The 19,632-nt window shown below is 75.0% G+C and carries 16 protein-coding genes; 11 read left to right on the top strand and 5 right to left on the bottom strand.

Going from position 1 to position 19,632, the window contains the following annotated elements; genetic code table 11:
- Positions 1-173: 173 nt before the first annotated feature.
- The 5 genes from ABEB06_RS15820 (at position 174) to sucD (ending at position 7,732) form a co-directional block, all read left to right on the top strand.
- Positions 174-1,286 (top strand): ATP-binding protein, encoded by a 1,113-nt coding sequence (locus ABEB06_RS15820; RefSeq protein ID WP_345697507.1) that lies wholly within the window; start codon positions 174-176, stop codon positions 1,284-1,286.
- Positions 1,283-3,985: a DUF5682 family protein gene (locus ABEB06_RS15815; protein ID WP_345697506.1), complete on the top strand. Its 2,703-nt coding sequence runs from the start codon at positions 1,283-1,285 to the stop codon at positions 3,983-3,985. The genes ABEB06_RS15820 and ABEB06_RS15815 overlap by 4 nt, the downstream gene beginning before the upstream one ends.
- A 97-nt stretch (positions 3,986-4,082) precedes the next feature.
- Complete coding sequence (locus ABEB06_RS15810; protein ID WP_345697505.1) at positions 4,083-5,273, top strand: VWA domain-containing protein; 1,191 nt, start codon at positions 4,083-4,085, stop codon at positions 5,271-5,273.
- A 375-nt stretch (positions 5,274-5,648) separates the two neighbouring features.
- A complete protein-coding gene (sucC, locus tag ABEB06_RS15805) occupies positions 5,649-6,824 on the top strand; it encodes an ADP-forming succinate--CoA ligase subunit beta (RefSeq protein WP_345697504.1) in 1,176 nt (391 codons plus the stop codon).
- Between the two features lie 17 nt (positions 6,825-6,841).
- Positions 6,842-7,732, top strand: coding sequence for a succinate--CoA ligase subunit alpha (gene sucD / locus ABEB06_RS15800; RefSeq protein WP_345697503.1), 891 nt, complete (start codon positions 6,842-6,844; stop codon positions 7,730-7,732).
- Positions 7,733-7,829: 97 nt separating this feature from the next.
- On the opposite strand, the gene ABEB06_RS15795 is transcribed toward sucD, so the two are convergent.
- Positions 7,830-9,548: a LuxR C-terminal-related transcriptional regulator gene (locus ABEB06_RS15795; RefSeq protein WP_345697502.1), complete on the bottom strand. Its 1,719-nt coding sequence runs from the start codon at positions 9,546-9,548 to the stop codon at positions 7,830-7,832.
- Positions 9,549-9,671: 123 nt separating this feature from the next.
- Here ABEB06_RS15795 and ABEB06_RS15790 point away from each other — a divergent pair, with 123 nt between their 5' ends.
- The gene (locus ABEB06_RS15790; RefSeq protein WP_345697501.1) at positions 9,672-11,438 is read left to right on the top strand and encodes a cell division protein PerM; all 1,767 of its coding nucleotides are present in this window, start codon (positions 9,672-9,674) and stop codon (positions 11,436-11,438) included.
- A gap of 337 nt (positions 11,439-11,775) precedes the next feature.
- Here ABEB06_RS15790 and ABEB06_RS15785 read toward each other — a convergent pair whose 3' ends face one another.
- The gene (locus ABEB06_RS15785) at positions 11,776-12,489 is read right to left on the bottom strand and encodes a hypothetical protein (protein WP_345697500.1); all 714 of its coding nucleotides are present in this window, start codon (positions 12,487-12,489) and stop codon (positions 11,776-11,778) included.
- A gap of 419 nt (positions 12,490-12,908) precedes the next feature.
- Between ABEB06_RS15785 and purN the strand changes: the two genes are divergently transcribed.
- Together purN and purH are read left to right on the top strand one after the other, a co-directional pair.
- Positions 12,909-13,568, top strand: coding sequence for a phosphoribosylglycinamide formyltransferase (purN, locus tag ABEB06_RS15780; RefSeq protein WP_345697499.1), 660 nt, complete (start codon positions 12,909-12,911; stop codon positions 13,566-13,568).
- Positions 13,565-15,172, top strand: coding sequence for a bifunctional phosphoribosylaminoimidazolecarboxamide formyltransferase/IMP cyclohydrolase (gene purH / locus ABEB06_RS15775; RefSeq protein WP_345697498.1), 1,608 nt, complete (start codon positions 13,565-13,567; stop codon positions 15,170-15,172). The genes purN and purH overlap by 4 nt, the downstream gene beginning before the upstream one ends.
- Before the next feature lie 57 nt (positions 15,173-15,229).
- On the opposite strand, the gene ABEB06_RS15770 is transcribed toward purH, so the two are convergent.
- The 3 genes from ABEB06_RS15770 to ABEB06_RS15760 form a co-directional block, all read right to left on the bottom strand.
- Positions 15,230-15,937 (bottom strand): RDD family protein, encoded by a 708-nt coding sequence (locus ABEB06_RS15770; protein WP_345697497.1) that lies wholly within the window; start codon positions 15,935-15,937, stop codon positions 15,230-15,232.
- Between the two features lie 154 nt (positions 15,938-16,091).
- Positions 16,092-16,523: a DUF2752 domain-containing protein gene (locus tag ABEB06_RS15765; protein WP_345697496.1), complete on the bottom strand. Its 432-nt coding sequence runs from the start codon at positions 16,521-16,523 to the stop codon at positions 16,092-16,094.
- Positions 16,520-16,957, bottom strand: a complete 438-nt coding sequence (locus ABEB06_RS15760) for a hypothetical protein (RefSeq protein WP_345697495.1) — start codon at positions 16,955-16,957, stop codon at positions 16,520-16,522. Before ABEB06_RS15760 ends, ABEB06_RS15765 begins: the two co-directional genes overlap by 4 nt.
- 176 nt (positions 16,958-17,133) lie before the next feature.
- Between ABEB06_RS15760 and ABEB06_RS15755 the strand changes: the two genes are divergently transcribed.
- From ABEB06_RS15755 to ABEB06_RS15745, 3 genes are all read left to right on the top strand, one after another.
- A complete protein-coding gene (locus ABEB06_RS15755) occupies positions 17,134-17,988 on the top strand; it encodes a bifunctional methylenetetrahydrofolate dehydrogenase/methenyltetrahydrofolate cyclohydrolase (RefSeq protein ID WP_345697494.1) in 855 nt (284 codons plus the stop codon).
- Between the two features lie 5 nt (positions 17,989-17,993).
- On the top strand, positions 17,994-18,392 hold the full coding sequence (locus tag ABEB06_RS15750; protein ID WP_345697493.1) for a DUF3017 domain-containing protein: 399 nt from the start codon (positions 17,994-17,996) through the stop codon (positions 18,390-18,392).
- 180 nt (positions 18,393-18,572) lie between these two features.
- Entirely contained in the window at positions 18,573-19,565 is a 993-nt protein-coding gene (locus tag ABEB06_RS15745; protein WP_345697492.1) for a malate dehydrogenase, read from the top strand.
- Positions 19,566-19,632: the final 67 nt, after the last annotated feature.

Here is a 19,632-nt window from a genome sequence, read left to right as displayed (position 1 = left end):
CGGGTTCTGTCAGTGCCGGGGTGCATGGTTGTTCCCACAGGCCGCGAACGGGCGTACGAAACGCCTGGTCCCGGCCCCTGCACGGCCTCTGCGCCGATGGTCCCGCCGACCCCCTGAGCTGCTCGCGCCCCGCCACCGGTGCATCCCGAGCCGCCCGTCCGAAGGAGCAGTTGATGACCACGACGACCAGCGAGCCGACGACCACCGGGGCGGTGCTCCGGCAGCACGCGGAGGACGCCTTCGCCGCCGAGCTGGCCGCGCTCGCGGCGCACGACGACCGGCCGCGCCCGGAGCGCTGGCGGCTCTCGCCGTGGGCGGTGGCCACCTACCTGCTCGGCGGCGAGCTGCCCGACGGCACCGTGATCACGCCGAAGTACATCGGCCCCCGCCGCGTGGTGGAGGTCGCGGTCACCACCCTGGCCACCGACCGCGCGCTGCTGCTGCTCGGCGTCCCCGGCACCGCCAAGACCTGGGTCTCCGAGCACCTCGCGGCCGCGATCAGCGGCGACTCCACGCTGCTCGTCCAGGGCACCGCGGGCACCCCCGAGGAGGCCGTCCGCTACGGGTGGAACTATGCGCAGCTGCTCGCCCACGGCCCCAGCCGCGACGCCCTGGTCCCGTCCCCGCTGATGCGGGCGATGGCCGACGGCCGGATCGCCCGGGTGGAGGAGCTCACCCGCATCCCCGCCGACGTGCAGGACAGCCTGATCACCATCCTCTCCGAGAAGACCCTGCCGGTCCCCGAGCTCGGCACCGAGATCCAGGCCGTCCGCGGCTTCAACCTGATCGCCACCGCCAACGACCGCGACCGCGGCGTCAACGAGCTCTCCTCCGCACTGCGCCGCCGGTTCAACACCGTCGTGCTGCCGCTGCCGGCCACCCTGGAGGAGGAGGTCGAGATCGTCACCCGCCGGGTCGGCCAGCTCGGCCGCTCGCTCGACCTGCCGGAGCTGCCCGGGGGCGCGGAGGAGATCCGACGGGTCGTCACCGTCTTCCGCGAGCTGCGGGCCGGCCTGACCGCCGACGGCCGCACCAAGGTGAAGACGCCCAGCGGCACCCTCTCCACCGCCGAGGCGATCTCGGTGGTCACCAACGGCCTCGCCCTCGCCACCCACTTCGGCGACGGCGTGCTGCGCGCGGGCGACGTCGCCGACGGCATCCGCGGCGCGGTGGTCCGCGACCCGGTCGCCGACCGGCAGGTCTGGCGCGAGTACCTGGAGGGCGTGGTCCGCGAGCGCGACGGCTGGAAGGACTTCTACCGGGCCGCCCGGGAGGTGCGCGCATGACGACCCCCCAGGTGACCCTGCTGGGCATCCGCCACCACGGTCCCGGCTCGGCCCGGGCGGTGGCCGCCGCCCTGGAGCAGCTCCGGCCGGACGCCGTGCTGATCGAGGGTCCGCCCGAGGCGGACGCGCTCGCCGCGATGGCCGGCGACAAGGAGCTGGTGCCCCCGGTGGCCCTGCTCGCCCACGTGGTGGACGACCCGGGCCGGGCCGCGTTCTGGCCGTTCGCCGTCTTCTCCCCGGAGTGGGTGGCCCTGCGGTACGCGGCCGACGCCGGGTCCGCGGTCGGCTTCATCGACCTCCCCGCCGCGCTGACCTTCGCGCTCGCCGCCCGGCGGGCCGAGGAGGCGCAGGGCGGGCCGGGCGCCCCGTCGGGAGTGCCGGGGGGCACTTCCGACGGGACGGGCCCGCAGGAGGACGACGGCCCGACGATCGGCGACCCGATCGGCGAGCTGGCCCGCGCCGCCGGCCACGACGACCCCGAGCGCTGGTGGGAGGACGTGATCGAGCACCGCTCGCCCGGCGCCGACGCGCTCGCCCCGTTCGCGGCGGTCGCCGAGGCGATGGCCGCCCTGCGCGAGGAGGGCGCCGCCGGGCGGAGGGACGAGCTGCGCGAGGCGTGGATGCGCCAGCAGATCCGGGCCGCCCGCCGCGCCGGACACCAGCGGATCGCCGTGGTCTGCGGCGCCTGGCACGTCCCCGCCCTGCAGTCCATGCCCAGCGTCGCCCACGACCGCGCGCTGCTCGCCGGCCTCCCGAAGAAGCCGAAGACCGAGGTCACCTGGGTGCCGTGGACGCACCGCAGGCTCTCCCAGCACACCGGGTACGGCGCCGGGATCGACTCGCCCGGCTGGTACCACCACCTCTTCACCACCGGTCAGGACGACACCCGAGTCACCGACGGCACCGGCCCGGCCACCGGGCGGAACACCATCGCCCACTGGATGACCCGGGTCGCCGAACTCCTCCGCGCCGAGGACCACCCGGTCTCCTCCGCCCACGTCATCGAGGCCGTCCGGCTCGCCGACACCCTGGCCGCCGTGCGCGGCCGCCCGCTGCCCGGCCTCACCGAGACGCTGGACGCCGTGCGCGCCGTCATGTGCGACGGGTCGGACGTCGCGCTCGCCCTGGTCCAGGACCGGCTGGTGGTCGGCGACGCGCTCGGCGAGGTCCCGGCCGACGCACCCGCCGTGCCGCTCCAGCGCGACCTCGCCCGGGTCCAGCGCAGCCTGCGGCTCAAGCCGGAGGCGGGTGAGCGCGAGCTCGTCCTCGACCTGCGCAAGGAGCTCGACGGCGAGCGCTCCCGGCTGCTGCACCGGCTGCGCCTGCTCGGCATCGACTGGGGCACCCCCAGCCGATCCGCCGTCAACTCCACCGGCACCTTCCGGGAGACCTGGCGCCTGCGCTGGGAGCCGGAGTTCGCCGTCCGGGTGGTCGAGGCCGCCCAGTGGGGCACCACCGTGGAGTCCGCGGCGACCGGCAGGGCCGTCGAGGAGGCGGTCCGCGCCGCCGAGCTCGCCGAGCTGACCGCGCTGGCCGAGCGCTGCCTGCTGGCCGGGCTGCCCGACGCCCTGCCCGCCGTGATGCGGCTGCTCGCCGACCGCGCCGCGCTCGACACCGACGTCGCCCACCTGGCGGCCGCCCTGCCCGCCCTGGTCCGCTCACTGCGCTACGGCGACGTCCGGGCCACCGACGGCCACGCCCTCGGCGAGGTCGCCCACGGCCTGGCCGAGCGCATCTGCGTCGGCCTGCCGCCCGCCTGCACCGGCCTGGACGCCGACGGCGCCACCGCCATGCGCGCCCACCTGGACGCCGTCCACGCCGCCGTCGCCCTGCTCGCCGGCCCCGGCCGCGCCACCGGCTCCGCCGCGCCGGCGACGGACGGCGGAGAGGCCGGCGGCCCGGCCGCCGCCGCCGCGGGCCCTGCTGCCGCCGCCGCGGGAGCCGACCGGGGCCGCCCCGCAGGAGCCACGGGCGCGCACGGCACGGTCGAGGCCCACACCGAGTCCGGTGCCCAGCCCGCCACCGTGCCCCAGCCCGCGCCCCCGTCCGAGCCCGGTGCCGGTGCCGGTGCCGGTGCCGTTGCCGTCGCCGCGCACGCGGGCGCCCCGGGAGTCCCCGCCGACGGGGCCGGGATCGACGAGCGGTGGGCCGCCGCCCTGCGCTCGCTGGCCGAGCGGGAGCCGGCCGGCGGCCCGGCGACCGGGGTGCCGGGGCTGCTGCGCGGCCGCGCGGTCCGACTGCTACTGGACGACGCCCGGCTCGACACCGCCGAGGCGGGCCGCCGGATGGGGCTGGTGCTCTCCACGGCGGGCGCGCCCGCCGACGCCGCCGGCTGGATCGAGGGCTTCCTGGCCGGCCAGGGCGCCCTGCTGCTCCACGACACCGCCCTGCTCGGTCTGCTCGACGACTGGCTGTGCGCGGTCCCCGCCGACTCCTTCACCGATCTGCTGCCGGTGCTGCGCCGCACCTTCTCCGCACTGGAGGCGGGTGTCCGCCGCACCGTCGGCGAGCGGGTCGCCACCGGGCCGCTCACCGACCGGCCCGTCCCGGTCGCCGCGGTCGCGGCCGACCTCGACCCGGACCGCGCCGACGCGGCCCTGCCCACCCTCGCCCTGCTGCTCGGGCTGCCCGCCGCGGCCCCGTGCCACCGGCCCGGCGGGCCGCGCATCCCCCGCCAGACCGACCGCCGGGCCTCCTGACCGGGCACCGCTGCCCGGCCGCGTCGCCCGCCGCCCCGGAGCGCCTCCGCCACCGCGGACAACGCCCCGCCCCACCCCCAGCTCGAAGGAGTGTCAGATGACCACCGTTCAGGCACCCGCCGACCCCGCCGTCGAGCGGCTGCGCCGCTGGCGGCTCGTGCTCGGCGGGGAGGCCGACGGCACCGGCTGCCGGCTCTCCGGCCGGGACGCGGCGATGGACGGCGCGCTGGCGGCGCTGTACCGGGGCGCCGAGTCCGGCGGCGAGGCCCGGTCCCGGTCGGCCCGCTCGGCGGGCCTGGGCGGTTCGGCCCCGCAGGTGGCCCGCTGGCTGGGCGACATCCGCGAGTACTTCCCGACCTCCGTGGTGCAGCTGATGCAGCAGGACGCGATCACCCGCCTCGGGCTCGACCGGCTGCTGCTGGAGCCGGAGATGCTGGAGGCCGTCGAGCCGGACGTGCACCTGGTCGGCACCCTGCTCTCGCTCAAGCACGCGCTGCCCGAGACCACTCGGGAGAGCGCCCGCGCGGTGGTCGGCAAGGTGGTGGCGGAGCTGGAGCGACGGCTGGCCGACCGCACCCGCTCCACGCTGGGCGGCGCCCTGGACCGCAGTGCCCGGGTCAACCGGCCGCGCCACCGGGACATCGACTGGGGCCGCACCATCCGGGCCAACCTGAAGAACTACCTGCCCGACGCCGGGCCGGACGGGCGCGGCACGGTCGTCCCCGAGCGGCTGGTCGGATACGCCCGCGCCCAGCGGGCGGTGAAGAAGGACGTCATCCTCTGCATCGACCAGTCCGGTTCGATGGCGGCCTCGGTGGTGCACTCGGCGGTGTTCGGCGCGGTGCTGGCCTCGATGCACAGCCTGGACACCCGGCTGGTGGTCTTCGACACCTCGGTGGTCGACCTGACCGAGCAACTGGACGACCCGGTCGACGTGCTGTTCGCGACCAGGCTCGGCGGCGGCACCGACATCAACCGGGCCCTGGCGTACTGCCAGTCGAAGATCACCCGGCCGTCGGAGACCGTCGTGGTGCTGATCAGCGACCTCTACGAGGGCGGCATCCGCAACGAGATGCTCAAGCGGGTGGCGGCGATGAAGGCGTCGGGCGTCCAGTTCATCGCGCTGCTCGCGCTCTCCGACGAGGGCGCCCCCGCGTACGACCACGGCCACGCGGCCGCGCTGGCCGCGCTCGGCGCGCCGGCGTTCGCCTGCACACCGGACGTGTTCCCGGACATCATGGCCGCCGCGATCGAGAAGCGGCCGCTGCCGGTGCCGGAGCAGCGCTGACCCGATCCGGTTCACCCGGCCGAGTGATCCCGGCGGGTGCTTTCCGGACGCTTCCGGTCCGGTCGGGGTCGGCCCCGCCGGACCTCACGGTGCGTCGGCGGTGGAGGTGAGGCCCACGGAAGGACAAGGCCGGAGCCACCCGCTGTGACGGTTCTCACCAAAGCGGACCCGGTCCCGGGCGAAACACGCCCGTCGTACGGGGATAACCTGCCAGACGGACGTGACGCGCGTGTTGATTGACGATGCGCCCGGTAGCTGCGTGGGCCGCAAGGCTGTACATCTGCGTACCCGCTCAGCCCCGACGACCCGCAGCGAAGATCCTGCCGTGGCACGCTCGTAGAGACACATTCCGCGACCACGAACAAGGACAAACACGTGGACCTGTTCGAGTACCAGGCGAGGGACCTCTTCGCCAAGCACGGTGTACCCGTGCTTGACGGTGATGTCATCGAGACCGCCGCAGACGCTGCCGCCATCGCGGAGCGCTTCGGCGGCCGCGCCGTCGTCAAGGCTCAGGTGAAGGTGGGTGGCCGAGGCAAGGCCGGTGGCGTGAAGCTCGCCGCCGACCCGGCGGACGCCGTCGCCAAGGCCGAGGCGATCCTCGGCATGGACATCAAGGGCCACACCGTGCACAAGGTGATGCTGGCCCAGACCGCGGACATCAAGGACGAGTACTACGTCTCGTTCCTGCTGGACCGCACCAACCGCACCTTCCTGGCCATGGCCAGCGTCGAGGGCGGCGTGGAGATCGAGGTCGTGGCCGAGGAGAACCCGGACGCGCTGGCCAAGATCCCGGTGGACGCCAACGAGGGCTGCACCCCGGCCAAGGCCGCCGAGATCGTCGCCGCGGCGAAGTTCCCGGCCGACGTCGCCGACCAGGTTGCCGATGTCCTGGTGCAGCTGTGGAAGGTCTTCATCGCCGAGGACGCGCTCCTCGTCGAGGTCAACCCGCTGATCAAGTCCGGCGACGGCAAGATCATCGCGCTTGACGGCAAGGTCTCCCTGGACGAGAACGCCGAGTTCCGCCAGCCCGAGCACGAGGCGCTCGAGGACAAGGCCGCCGCCAACCCGCTCGAGGCGGCGGCGAAGGCCAAGGGCCTGAACTACGTCAAGCTCGAGGGCGAGGTCGGCATCATCGGCAACGGCGCGGGTCTCGTCATGAGCACCCTGGACGTCGTCGCCTACGCCGGTGAGAAGCACGGTGGCGTCAAGCCCGCCAACTTCCTCGACATCGGTGGCGGCGCCTCCGCCGAGGTGATGGCGAACGGCCTGGAGATCATCCTGGGCGACACCGACGTCAAGTCGGTCTTCGTCAACGTCTTCGGCGGCATCACCGCGTGCGACGCGGTCGCCAACGGCATCGTGCAGGCGCTCGCCCTCCTCGAGGAGAAGGGCGAGGCCGTCACCAAGCCGCTCGTCGTCCGCCTGGACGGCAACAACGCCGAGCTGGGTCGTCAGATCCTGACCGACGCCAACCACCCGCTGGTCCAGCAGGTGGACACCATGGACGGTGCGGCCGACCGCGCCGCCGAGCTGGCGAACGCCAAGTAAGGAAGGGGACTAACACCATGGCTATCTTCCTTACCAAGGACAGCAAGGTCATCGTCCAGGGCATGACCGGCTCCGAGGGCATGAAGCACACCCGCCGCATGCTCGCCTCCGGCACCCAGATCGTCGGCGGTGTGAACCCGCGCAAGGCCGGCACCACCGTTGACGTCGACGGCACCGACGTGCCCGTCTTCGGCACCGTGGCCGAGGCCATGAAGGAGACCGGTGCCGACGTCACCGTCATCTTCGTGCCGCCGAAGTTCACCAAGGACGCCGTCGTCGAGGCGATCGACGCCGAGATCGGCCTCGCCGTCGTCATCACCGAGGGTGTGCCGGTCCACGACTCGGCCGCCTTCTGGGCGTACGCCGGCTCCAAGGGCAACAAGACCCGGATCATCGGCCCGAACTGCCCCGGCCTGATCTCCCCCGGACAGTCCAACGCGGGCATCATCCCGGCGGACATCACCTCCACCGGCCCGATCGGCCTGGTCTCGAAGTCCGGCACGCTGACCTACCAGCTCATGTACGAGCTGCGTGACCTCGGCTTCTCCTCCGCCGTCGGCATCGGTGGCGACCCGGTCATCGGCACCACCCACATCGACGCCCTCGCGGCGTTCGAGGCGGACCCGGAGACCAAGATCATCGTCATGATCGGCGAGATCGGCGGCGACGCCGAGGAGCGTGCCGCGGCCTACATCGCCGAGCACGTCACCAAGCCGGTCGTCGGCTACGTCGCGGGCTTCACCGCGCCCGAGGGCAAGACCATGGGCCACGCCGGCGCCATCGTCTCCGGCTCCTCCGGCACCGCCCAGGCGAAGAAGGAGGCCCTCGAGGCCGCCGGCGTCAAGGTCGGCAAGACGCCGTCCGAGACCGCCCGCCTGGCCCGCGAGCTGTTCAACGCCGCGAAGTAACACTCGGGGCGACACCCACGCGGTACACGCCGAGGGCGCCGCGGACGGTTCTTCCGTCCGCGGCGCCCTCGGCGTTCGTGCGCTCTGGAGAAACGTTTCAGCGGGTAGCCGGCGGCGGCTGCACCGACTGCGTCGGATCCTGGGCGGCGGGTGCCTGCCCGACGGGCCCCTGCCCGGCCGACGGCTGGACCCCGGACGGCTGGACCCCGGACGGCTGGGCGGCCGCGGCCAGGGCGGGCGGCGCGACGAACCGGGCTGGCAGGCCCGGCGCCGGGCTGCACCACGCGCTGCGCAGACCGGGCGCGCCGTCCGGCAGCGCGGCCGGTCCGGCGCTGCCCAGCGACGCCGTGGTGCACACCGCGGGCGGCGCGGGCTCCGCCGGCCGGAACAGCTCGGACGGGCCGCTGCCCAGCAGCGTCGTCACCACCGCCGTCCCCATCGCCGCCGACAGCAACGCCGCCGAACCCGTGGTCACCGCCGACCGCAGCCGGCTGCCGGACACCAGCATCGCGGCAGCGGGCAGCCGCGGCGAAGGGCAGCCGTGCACCGCCGCCCGGTACAGCAGGCCGCCGAGCCGCTCGCCGAACCCGTCCTCCGTCGGATCCCCGCCGACCAGCTCCGGCACCGACCTGGCCAGCGCCGCCCGGGCCGTCAGCACCCGTCCCTCGGCGGCCGCCGTGCTCGACTCCACCGACGCCGCGACCGCCGACACCGGCAGGCCCAGCGTGTCGTGGAGGACCAGCGCCTGGCGCTGCGGGCGGGACAGCCGGTGCAAGGCCTTCAGCAGCGCCCGGTCACGCGGGGTCAGCCGGTCCGGTGCCTCCGGTTCCGTCGCCGGGCCGACCCTGATCCGGCGGTGCGGCAGCCGCAGCAGGTGCGAGCGGCGCGGGCTGCCCCGGCGCCACGGCGACAGTGCGGACTCGAACGCCCGCGCCCGGACCCAGCCCTCCGGGTCGGGCAGCGCCGACACCGCGGCCCAGCTGCGGCACGCGTCGCCGAGCGCGAGGTTCACGCAGTGCGTGGCGCGGCGACGGTGCCCGGTCAGCAGGTACGTCTGCTGCACCAGGCGGGTGTGGGCGACCGCGCACAGCTCGGCGAAGCCCACCGGTGCGGCCTCGGCCGCGACGGCCGGCGGGGGTGCGGGGTCCGGCTCCGTGGGTGCGGGCCTGGCGGGCGCCGGCGAGGGCCGGTGGGCCTCCGCCCCTGGAGTCGCGACCGGGGCGGGTCCGGACCCGGGGGCCGTGTCCGGCGACGGAGCCGCCACCGGAGTCGGGGGCGCAGCCGGGGCCGGAGCCGGGGCCGGGGTGGCGGTCGGGCCGGGGACGAGGGGCGCGGCCGCAGCGGGTGACGGTGTCGGGCTCGGCGCGGTCGCGGGGGCCGGAGGCGTAGTCGCGGGGGCCGGAGGCGTGGTCGGCGTCGTGGCGGTCGGGCTCGGGCTGAGGGGCGCAGCCGCAGCGGGCGGTGGGGCCGGGGCTGCGCCCGGTGTCGGCGGCGGTGCGGGCGCGGAGGCCGGTGCGGGCGCCGGGGTGGGGCCGGCGAGCAGGCCGGTGAGGGCGAGGGCCTCGTCCCGGCTGCTGACGCCGAGCTTGCGCATCGCGCGGTGGACGTAGGCGCGCACGGTGGCGGGCGCCAGGTCGAGGTGGTCGGCGGCGGCGCGCAGGTCGTCCCCGGCGGCGAGCCGGGCGAGGACCTCGGCCTCGCGGGGCGTCAGCAGGCGCAGCGCCTTGGCGGCGTCGGCCCGGGCGCGTGCGGACGGACCTCCGGGCTGCGGGGGCTCGGCGGTCTCGGGCGAGGTCGGGGGCGAGGGGGTGGTCACCGGGCGTGGACCTCCCCACCGGACGGGCGTCCCGGAATTACGCACATAGCCTGATAATCAGGGACACGGCGAAGGTTCGCCCGTTGACACCCCGCAACGGGTGATCTTGGGAGCATGAAGCCCATGACGCAGCTGATGGGTCGTCCGATTCTGGGGCTGCCGGGCGAACTGGGTGCCCGTTCGGCCCTCGCCGACCTGCTCGCCGGGGTCCGTGCCGGGCTGCTCACCTTCTCCCTGGTCGCGGTCCCCGTGCTGGGCCTGTGGGTCCTGGCCCCGTACGGCGACGACACCGCGCCCGCAGCGGCCCGGGTGGCGTCCGCGGTCTGGCTGCTCGGCCACGGCGGACCGCTGCGCAGAGGCGTGGAGGAAGCGCCGGTGACGGTCGCCCCGCTGCTGCTGACCGTGGTCGCGGCGGTCCTGCTGCACCGCGCGGGGCGGCGCATCGCCCGGCGCGGACGGTTCAGCTGGCGCGCCCCGCTGGCGGTGGGCGCCGGATACCTGCTGGTGGCGGCCGGGGCGGTGGCACAGTGCGCGGTACCGGACGCGACCCTGCGCGCCCGTCCGGTGGCCGACCTGGCGGCGGTGGCGGCACTCGCCGCAGCCGCGCTGACCACCGGCGTACGGGCCGGCCTGCGCGGCGCCCACCGGGACGGGACGGCCCGGCACCCGGCCGCCCGACGTGCTGTCCGCCCGGCCGCGCACCGGGCGGCCGGCGGGGTCGACGGGACCCGCGGGGCCGGCGGGGGCGAACGCCGGACGGGCCGCTGGTCGCACCGGGTGCCGGCGGCGCTCCGGCCCGCCGGGGCGGCCCGGGTGGCCGGCCGGGCAGCCGCGCTGTGGCTGCTGGCGATGGTGGCGGCCGGGGGAGCGGTGCTGGTCCTCGCGGTGGTGCTGGGCACGGCGGGCCGGTCGGCACGGCTGCTCGGGAGCGGGCCGGCGGACTGGCTCGGGATCCTGCTGGCGTGCGCCGCGCTGCTGCCGAACGCGGTGGTCTGGGCGGCGGCGTACGCGCTCGGCCCGGGCTTCGCGGTCGGCACGGGGACGGTGGCGGCGCCGCTCGGCACCCGGCTGGGCGCGGTGCCCGACTTCCCGCTGTTCGCGCTGGTACCCGCGCCGGGCGGTGCGGGCTGGGGGCTGCTGGCCTGCGCCCTGCCGCTGGGGGCGGGCGTCCTGCCCGCGCTGCTCCTCGGCCGGGCGGCGATCGAGGCGGACTCCCGGTACCCGGCCGACCCGGCGGGACCTGAGAGGGCGGGGGACCTGGTCGACCCGGTGGAGTACGGCGCTTCCGGCGACGGGTCGCGGGTCCTGCGGGGCCGGGTGGTGGCCGCCGACGGCCGGGCCCCGTTCGGCTCGGCCCGCTACGGAGACCACGGCTACGGAGACCACGGCTACGGAGACCACGGCGCGGTGGGGGCGGCCGACGCGGGGCACGGCCCCGGCGGTCGGTGGTACCCGGGCGGCTCGCGGCACTCCGGCGGGCGGTACGCCGACGCCGCGCAGGGCCCGGCCGGTGCCCTGCGGGACGGCGGGCGGTGGGGGGTGCGGGGGACGGCGGTGGCGGCGCTCGGGGCGGCGGGGTGCGCGGGGATCGCGGCGGCGGTGGTGGCGTGGGCGGCGGGCGGTGCGCTCGGGGCGGGGCGGATGTCGGCACTGGGGCCGTCCGTCTGGCAGACCGGGGTGGCCGCGGCGGGCTGGCTGGCGCTGGCGGCGGTGCCGGGCGCGGTGCTGGTCCGCTGGTGGGGCCTGCGCGGCGCGGAGCGGGACTGGTGGGCGCGGCTGACCCGGCTGGGCGTGCGATGGACGGCACGGCCGCGGGTGGCGCTCAACCGGACGCTGGCGTGGCTCGCCGCTCTGCCGTCACCCTGGGCGGCCCTCCGGCGAAACGGCTGACCCGCCCGGCGGAGTCGACGGGCCGGGCCGGTCGGGGCCGGTCCGCTGCCCGCAGGGCCGCCTGCGGCGGGCCGTCCGGGGCCGGTCGCGGGCTGAGGACGCCGGCGCCGGGCTGTCGCTGCGCGGCCGCCGAGTGCGGGGCGTGGAAGGAGCGCGGCCTGTCGAGCCCAGGTGGTCAGGGCTGGTTCGTTGCCACAGGGCCGCCCGGGGCCGCCCGGGGCCGCCCGGGGCCGGGTCGCGGGCTGAGGACGCCGGCGCCGGGCCGTCGCTGCGCGGCCGTCGAGCTCGGGCGCCGGGGGCCGGGACCGGGGTGCTGCTCCGGTTCCGGCGGGGCCGGCTACTGCGGGCCGGTGATCAGGTTGACCAGCCAGTGCGGTGCGAGGTCGCTGCAGGAGGCGGCGCCCTGGTCGGTGAGGGCGTCGCTCACGCAGCTCAGGTAGTCCTGGTAGTACAGCTGGACGCCGAACCAGGCGAAGGTGAAGAGCAGCGCGATGCCGCCGGTGATGAGTCCGCCGAGCGCGGCCGGGACCTGGGGCGGGGTGGGCCAGCCGGCCAGGTTCCCGCCGTTGCCGTTGCCGCCGACGGCGGGCGCGCCGCTCGGGGCGGGTGCGGCGGCGGCGCGTCCGGCGCGCAGGGAGCTGAGCGCCCAGTGGACCGCGAGCAGGCCGAGCACCAGGGCCACGTACGACAGGCTGAGCAGGGTGCAGAACATCGCCCCGAGGCCGGCGCTGAGCGCGTAGCGGGAGCGGCGCTGGACCGGGTCGTTGGGGTCGAACTTCGGCTGCGGCGGTGTGGGCGGCTGCTGCGGGGGAGCGGACCAGCCGCCCCGGTAGCCGGGGCTCCAGGGGTGCGGCGGCGGCACCTGGACGGGGCCGTCCTCGTCCGCACCGCCGGACCAGCCGTTGCCGGACGGACCGTTGTCGGCAGACCCGCCGTTCGGGCCGCCGTTCGGCCCGCCGGCCGGGGTGCGGGGACGCCACGGCTGGTCGGGGGTGCCCTCCGGCGGGGGCGCGAAGGGGTTGCGCTCGCCGGTGTCCTCGCCGCTGCTCATGGTGTCGGCCCGTTCCTTCTCGTGGGGGCGTGCGGGCGCCGGGGTGGCGGCCCGCGGGTCAATGATCCCCCAGCCGTTCGACGCCCGGACGGCGCCCCGCCCGTTGGGTTCGGCGGGTGGTGGCGGGAGCTCGGCCCGGGTCGGGTCCGGACCGGGGCGAGATCCCCGTCTCAACTACGCGCGTAGCGTTGCCCGGCGGTTACGGATGGCCTTCGACCAGCCGTTATCGTGGTGACGGTCAGCAGCTCACCACGGTTCCCGGGCGGTCCGCAGCGCCGCGTCTCCCGGTGCATCCGCCGGTACCCGGTTCGACCTTCCGCGCCCCTTGTAGTGGCCCCACCGCCGGTGGATGTACCAGCACGGGGGCACCTCCCGGCCGAAGGCTGGGGGGAGCAACATGACGTACGGAGATTCGCGCAGTGGCCGCCGCTTCCGCCCAAGTGTTCCCGCCCCGCACGCCCGGACCGGCCCGGCTGGTGGTGCTGGTCTCCGGTTCCGGCACCAACCTGCAGGCGCTGATCGACGCCGCGGCGGACCCGGCGTACGGCGCCGAGATCGTCGCCGTGGGCGCCGACCGCACCGACATCGCCGGCCTGGACCGTGCCGAGAAGGCCGGTATCGGGACCTTCGTCGAGCGGATCAAGGACCACGCCGACCGGGCCGCCTGGGACGCCGCGCTGACCGCCGCCGTCGCCGCCCACCAGCCCGACGTGGTGGTGACGGCCGGCTTCATGAAGATCCTCGGCCCGGAGTTCGTCGCCGCCTTCGCGGGCCGGATCGTCAACACCCACCCGGCCCTGCTGCCGGCCTTCCCCGGTGCGCACGGCGTCCCGGACGCCCTCGCGTACGGCGTGAAGGTCACCGGCTGCACGGTCCACCTGGTCGACGCCGGGGTGGACACCGGGCCGATCATCGCCCAGGGCGTGGTGGAGGTCGAGGACGCCGACCACGCCGACGGCGGCGAAGCGCTGCACGAGCGCATCAAGACTGTCGAGCGCAAGCTGCTCGTCGAGGTCGTGGGCCGGCTGGCCCGCGAAGGCCATCGCATCGAAGACCGAAAGGTATGGATTCCGGCATGAGCGCCGCCTCCAGCACCACGCCCCCCGTGTCCGAGAACGTCCGCCCGATCCGCCGCGCGCTGATCAGCGTGTACGACAAGACCGGTCTGGAGGAGCTGGCCCAGGGCCTGCACGCCGCCGGGGTCACCATCGTCTCCACCGGCTCCACCGCCGGCCGGATCGCCGCCGCCGGCGTGCCGGTCACCGAGGTGTCCGAGCTGACCGGCTTCCCGGAGTGCCTGGACGGCCGGGTCAAGACCCTGCACCCCCGCGTGCACGCCGGCGTCCTCGCCGACCTGCGCCTGGAGTCGCACCGCGCGCAGCTGGCCGAGCTCGGCGTCGAGCCCTTCGACCTGGTCGTGGTGAACCTCTACCCGTTCAAGGCGACCGTCGCCTCCGGCGCCACCCCGGACGAGTGCGTGGAGCAGATCGACATCGGCGGCCCGTCGATGGTCCGCGCCGCCGCCAAGAACCACCCGTCGGTCGCCGTGGTCGTCGACCCGGCCCGCTACGGCGACGTGCTGAAGGCCGCCGCCGAGGGCGGCTTCGACCTGCTGACCCGCAAGCGCCTGGCGGCCGCCGCGTTCGCGCACACCGCCGCCTACGACGTGGCCGTGGCCTCCTGGTTCGAGGAGTCCGGCTACACGGAGTCCGAGGCTGCGGACACCAGCGGCTCCGCCGCGGGCTTCCCGGCCTTCCTGGGCGCCACGTACGAGCGCCAGAACGTGCTGCGCTACGGCGAGAACCCGCACCAGTCGGCCGCCATCTACTCCGACGGCTCCGGCGGCCTGGCGGGCGCCGAGCAGCTGCACGGCAAGGAGATGTCGTACAACAACTACGTGGACACCGACGCGGCCCGCCGCGCCGCGTACGACCACGCCGAGCCGGCCGTCGCGATCATCAAGCACGCCAACCCGTGCGGCATCGCCACCGGCGCGGACGTCGCCGAGGCGCACCGCAAGGCGCACGCCTGCGACCCGCTGTCGGCGTTCGGCGGCGTGATCGCGGTCAACCGCCCGGTGAGCGTGGAGATGGCGGAGCAGGTCGCCGAGATCTTCACCGAGGTCGTGGTGGCCCCGGGTTACGAGGACGGCGCCGTCGAGGTGCTGGCCCGCAAGAAGAACATCCGCGTGCTGGTCGCGCCCGAGGCCCCGGCCAACGCCAAGGAGGTCCGTCCGATCTCCGGCGGCGTGCTGCTGCAGGAGACCGACCGGATCCACGCCGAGGGCGACGACCCGGCGACCTGGACGCTGGCCACCGGCGAGGCGCTGGGCGAGGCCGAGCTGGCCGAGCTGGCGTTCGCCTGGCGGGCCTGCCGGGCCGTCAAGTCCAACGCGATCCTGCTGGCCAAGGACAATGCCTCGGTGGGCGTGGGCATGGGCCAGGTCAACCGGGTCGACTCCGCGAAGCTCGCGGTCGAGCGGGCCGGCGAGCGGGCCAAGGGCTCGTACGCCGCGTCCGACGCGTTCTTCCCGTTCCCGGACGGTCTCCAGGTGCTGATCGACGGCGGCGTCAAGGCCGTGGTCCAGCCCGGCGGTTCGGTCCGTGACGAGGAGGTGGTCGCGGCCGCGACCGCCGCCGGGGTGACGATGTACCTCACCGGTACCCGGCACTTCTTCCACTGACGGAACGGCGAAGGCCCCGCACCCCGAGCTCGGAGTGCGGGGCCTTCGCCGTGCGCGTCACTGGGACTTGACGACCACGGTGCTCATGATCTTGTCGGCGAAGGTCTGCTTCTTCGCGTCCCACAGCGGCCACAGGTAGCCGAGGCAGCAGAAGCCGTCCAGCACGTGGCAGAGCTGGCGGACGAACGCCATGCCCCAGCCGACCGGCTGGCCGTCGGCCTCGCGGACCAGGCGGATGTTGACCGCGCGCTGGCCGAGGCTCTGGCCCTTCACACCCTGCAGGTAGGTGTAGAACGCCACGGCGGCGAGCTGCAGCAGACCGCCGATCAGGAAGAAGACGGTGCCGCTGCCGGCGTCGCTCGCGTTCACGGTGCCCGCGACGTACTCGCCGTTGGCGTCGATGTAACCGGCCTGGGCCGCGCCGACCGTGGCGCTGATCATCTTCGAGTAGCCGATGCCCAGCACGATGCCGGGGATCAGGAAGATGGTGAACTGGTCGATGATGCGCGCCACCACGCGGCTGCCCCAGCCCGCGTAGAAGTTCGCCACCATGCCCGCGTTGGGGTAGCCGCCCGGGTAGCCGGGCTGCTGCGGGTAGCCGTAGCCCTGCTGCGGGACGGTGCCGTAGCCCGGGGCCGGCTGCTGCTGCGGGTAGCCGTAGCCGGGGGCCTGCTGCGGGTAGCCGTAGCCGGGCTGCTGCGGGGCGCCGTAGCCCTGCGGCGGCTGCTGGCCGTACGGGTTGTTGGGGTCGGGCGGGTAGCTCATCAATGCCTCCGGGCAGGATGGGACATGAGGACGGGTGACAGGAAGTTCCTGGGACGGACGGGCATGTGAGACACCGACCGGGTGGGAGATTAGCGGACGGCGGTGACGCCGGGGAGAGCGATCTCGACCCGACGGACGTCCGCCGGAGCGCGGTTCAGGGCCGGGAGATGCCCAACCGGTGCAGCTGCCAGGTCCAGGCGGCGACCACGGCCGCGCCGATCAGGGCGCCCCGGCGGCGGCTCGACAGGCCCCACCACCAGCGGCCGGGGCCGAGCGGGGCCAGCAGCAGGCCGGTCGCGGCGATCACGGTGACCGGGTTGGCGGCCAGGGCGGCGGTCCAGTCGCCGTGCCCCGCCTCGATGAACACCGTGGTCGACCCGCAGGCCGGGCACGGGACGCCGGTGAACCGGCGCAGCAGGCACAGCACTCCGGGGTCGTGCGCGTCGTGCACCTGGGCGACCGCCACCGCGGCGACCGCGCCGCCGGCGCCGCGCAGCAGCACCCGCAGCAGCGCGCCCTGCACCGAGTCGGCGGAGCGCCGCCAACGGTCGGTCAGTCGTGCGGCGGCCGCGCCGGTGCCACTCATGCGTCCGGGGCGACGACGACGAACACGATGACGGCGATGAAGACCAGCACCGCCAAGGTGTTGAGGACGATCCCGCCGATCGCCGCGCCGCGGCCCTGGCCGGTCTTGGTCGACCGGTTCAGGCCGCCGATGCCGATGCCGAGGCCGACCAGGCCGAGGATGCCGCCGTAGAAGCAGGAGAGCAGGATCGCGATGAAGCCGATCACCACGGACGCGGTGGCCAGCTGGTTCTGCGGCGCGGCCGCGCCCGGCTGCTGCGGGTAGGGCTGGTACGGCTGCTGCGCCTGGTACGGCGGCTGCTGCTGCGGGTACCCGCCCTGCTGGTAGCCCGGCGGAGGCGTCTGCTGGGGGTACCCGTAGCCGGGCTGCTGCTGCGGCTGGCCGTAGCCGCCGCCCTGACCGTACGGGTCGGGTGTCTGGTACGGATTGCTCACCTTGGTTCCCCCGAGATCGTTCCCCCGTCGCGCCCGACCCCCCGTCACCAGGTCGGATCGGCACATGTCTGCAGCCCACATCGTCGCGGGTGGCGCCCCGCGGTGTCCAGCGGCGCTCATCGCACGGACACAACTGTGGCGCAACCGCAACGCGCTCCATACGGGAGAATGGGCGCATGACTGCCCAGATTCTCGATGGCAAGGCCACCGCGGCCGCGATCAAGTCCGAACTCGCCGTCCGCGTGGCGGCCCTCAAGGAGCGGGGCATCGTCCCCGGCCTCGGCACCGTCCTGGTCGGCGACGACCCGGGCAGCCGCTGGTACGTCAACGGCAAGCACAAGGACTGCGCCGAGGTCGGCATCGCGTCCATCCAGCGCGAGCTCCCGGCCACCGCCACCCAGGAGGACGTGGAGAACGTCGTCCGCGAGCTCAACGCCGACCCGGCCTGCACCGGCTACATCGTGCAGCTGCCGCTGCCCAAGGGCCTCGACCCCAACCCGGTCCTGGAGCTGATGGACCCGGACAAGGACGCCGACGGCCTGCACCCGACCTCGCTCGGCCGCCTCACGCTCGGCATCCGGGGCCCGCTGCCCTGCACCCCGCTGGGCATCGTCGAGCTGCTGCGCCGGCACGACGTGCAGCTGGACGGCGCCGAGGTGGTCGTGGTCGGCCGCGGCGTGACCGTCGGCCGCTCGATCGGCCTGCTGCTCACCCGCCGCACCGAGAACGCCACCGTCACGCTGTGCCACACCGGCACCCGCGACCTCGGCTACCACCTGCGCAAGGCCGACGTGGTGGTGGCCGCCGCCGGCGTGCCGCACCTGATCAAGCCGGAGGACATCAAGGCCGGCGCGGCCGTGCTGGACGTCGGCGTCAGCCGCAGCGAGGGCAAGATTGTCGGTGACGTCCACCCGGGCGTGGCCGAGGTGGCGGGCTGGATCTCCCCGAACCCCGGCGGTGTCGGCCCGATGACCCGCGCGATGCTGCTCAACAACATCGTCGAGGCGGCCGAGCGCCGCGCCGGCGTCTGACAGGCATGGCCAGCCGACGCCGGTTGCCCGGGCGGACCACCAGCACCCATCCGCCCGAGGGTGCCGCTCCCGCGCTGGACCGCAGCCACCCGCTGCCGGTCCGGCAGTGGCCGATAACGATGGTGCTGGCCGTCGCGGGACTCGGGCTGCTGATCACCTCCACCGGCGGGTTCCGGCTCGGCCTGCTGGTGGTCGGCGGTTCGCTGCTGATCGCGGCGGCGCTGCGCCTGGTGCTGCCGGAGGTCGGCATGCTGGCGGTGCGCAGCCGCTTCACCGACGTGGCGGTGCTGCTGTTCCTCGGCGGGGTGATCACCGTGCTCACCCTGGTGGCCCAGCCGGACCCGTGGCTGCGGATGCCGCTGCTGGACAACATCGGGCGGCTGGTCGGCCGCGCGCCGCACTGACCCGGTCGGCCGCGCGCCGCACCGACGGCGAGTAACGCTCGTCTCATGGGGAGCCCGTTCGCAACCGGCGGGCTCCCCTTGCGATAACCTGGGTCGGTTCTCTCGATATCGAGAGATCATCCTCGGCTCCAGTGCGCCGACGTGCCTGGGGCACCTGGCGATTTGCTGGAGTAGGTAGATATGACTCGCACCCCCGTCAACGTCACGGTCACCGGAGCGGCCGGCCAGATCGGCTACGCGCTGCTCTTCCGCATCGCCTCGGGCCACCTGCTCGGCGCCGATGTCCCGGTGAACCTCCGTCTGCTGGAGATCCCGCAGGGCCTCAAGGCCGCCGAGGGCGTCGCGATGGAGCTCGACGACTGCGCCTTCCCGCTGCTGCGCGACATCACCATCACCGACCAGGCGAACGTGGCCTTCGACGGCGCCAACGTCGCCCTGCTGGTCGGCGCCCGCCCGCGCACCGCCGGCATGGAGCGCGGCGACCTGCTGTCCGCCAACGGCGGCATCTTCGGCCCGCAGGGCAAGGCGATCAACGACAACGCCGCGGACGACATCAAGGTCCTGGTGGTCGGCAACCCGGCCAACACCAACGCCCTGATCGCCCAGCGCAACGCCCCGGACGTGCCGGCCGAGCGCTTCACCGCGATGACCCGCCTCGACCACAACCGCGCCGTCGCGCAGCTCGCCAAGAAGGCCGGCGTCACCGTCGAGGACGTCAAGAAGGTCACCATCTGGGGCAACCACTCCGCCACCCAGTACCCGGACCTGTTCCACGCCGAGATCTCCGGCAAGTCGGCCTTCGAGGCCGTCGGCGCCGACCAGAAGTGGGTCGAGGACTTCTTCATCCCCAAGGTCGCCAAGCGCGGCGCCGAGATCATCGAGGTCCGCGGCGCGTCCTCGGCCGCCTCGGCCGCCAACGCCGCCATCGACCACGTGTACACCTGGGTCAACGGCACCCCGGCCGGCGACTGGACCTCCATGGGCATCGTCTCCGACGGCTCGTACGGCGTGCCGGAGGGCCTGATCTCCTCCTTCCCGGTCACCACCCAGAACGGCACCTTCGAGATCGTCCAGGGCCTGGACCTCTCCGAGTTCGACCGCAAGCGGATCGACGCCTCGGTCGGCGAGCTCGCCGAGGAGCGCGACGCGGTCCAGGAGCTCGGCCTCATCTGAGCCCCCGCGACCTGAACGGCCCGACGGCCGGGCCCCCCGGGAACGGGGTGCCCGGCCGTCGGCCGTC

Origin of the sequence: Kitasatospora terrestris (assembly GCF_039542905.1) — a bacterium.
Taxonomy (GTDB): Bacteria; Actinomycetota; Actinomycetes; order Streptomycetales; family Streptomycetaceae; genus Kitasatospora; species Kitasatospora terrestris.
Note: the sequence above shows the minus strand (reverse complement) of the source record. Positions and strands in the feature narration are given on the sequence as shown.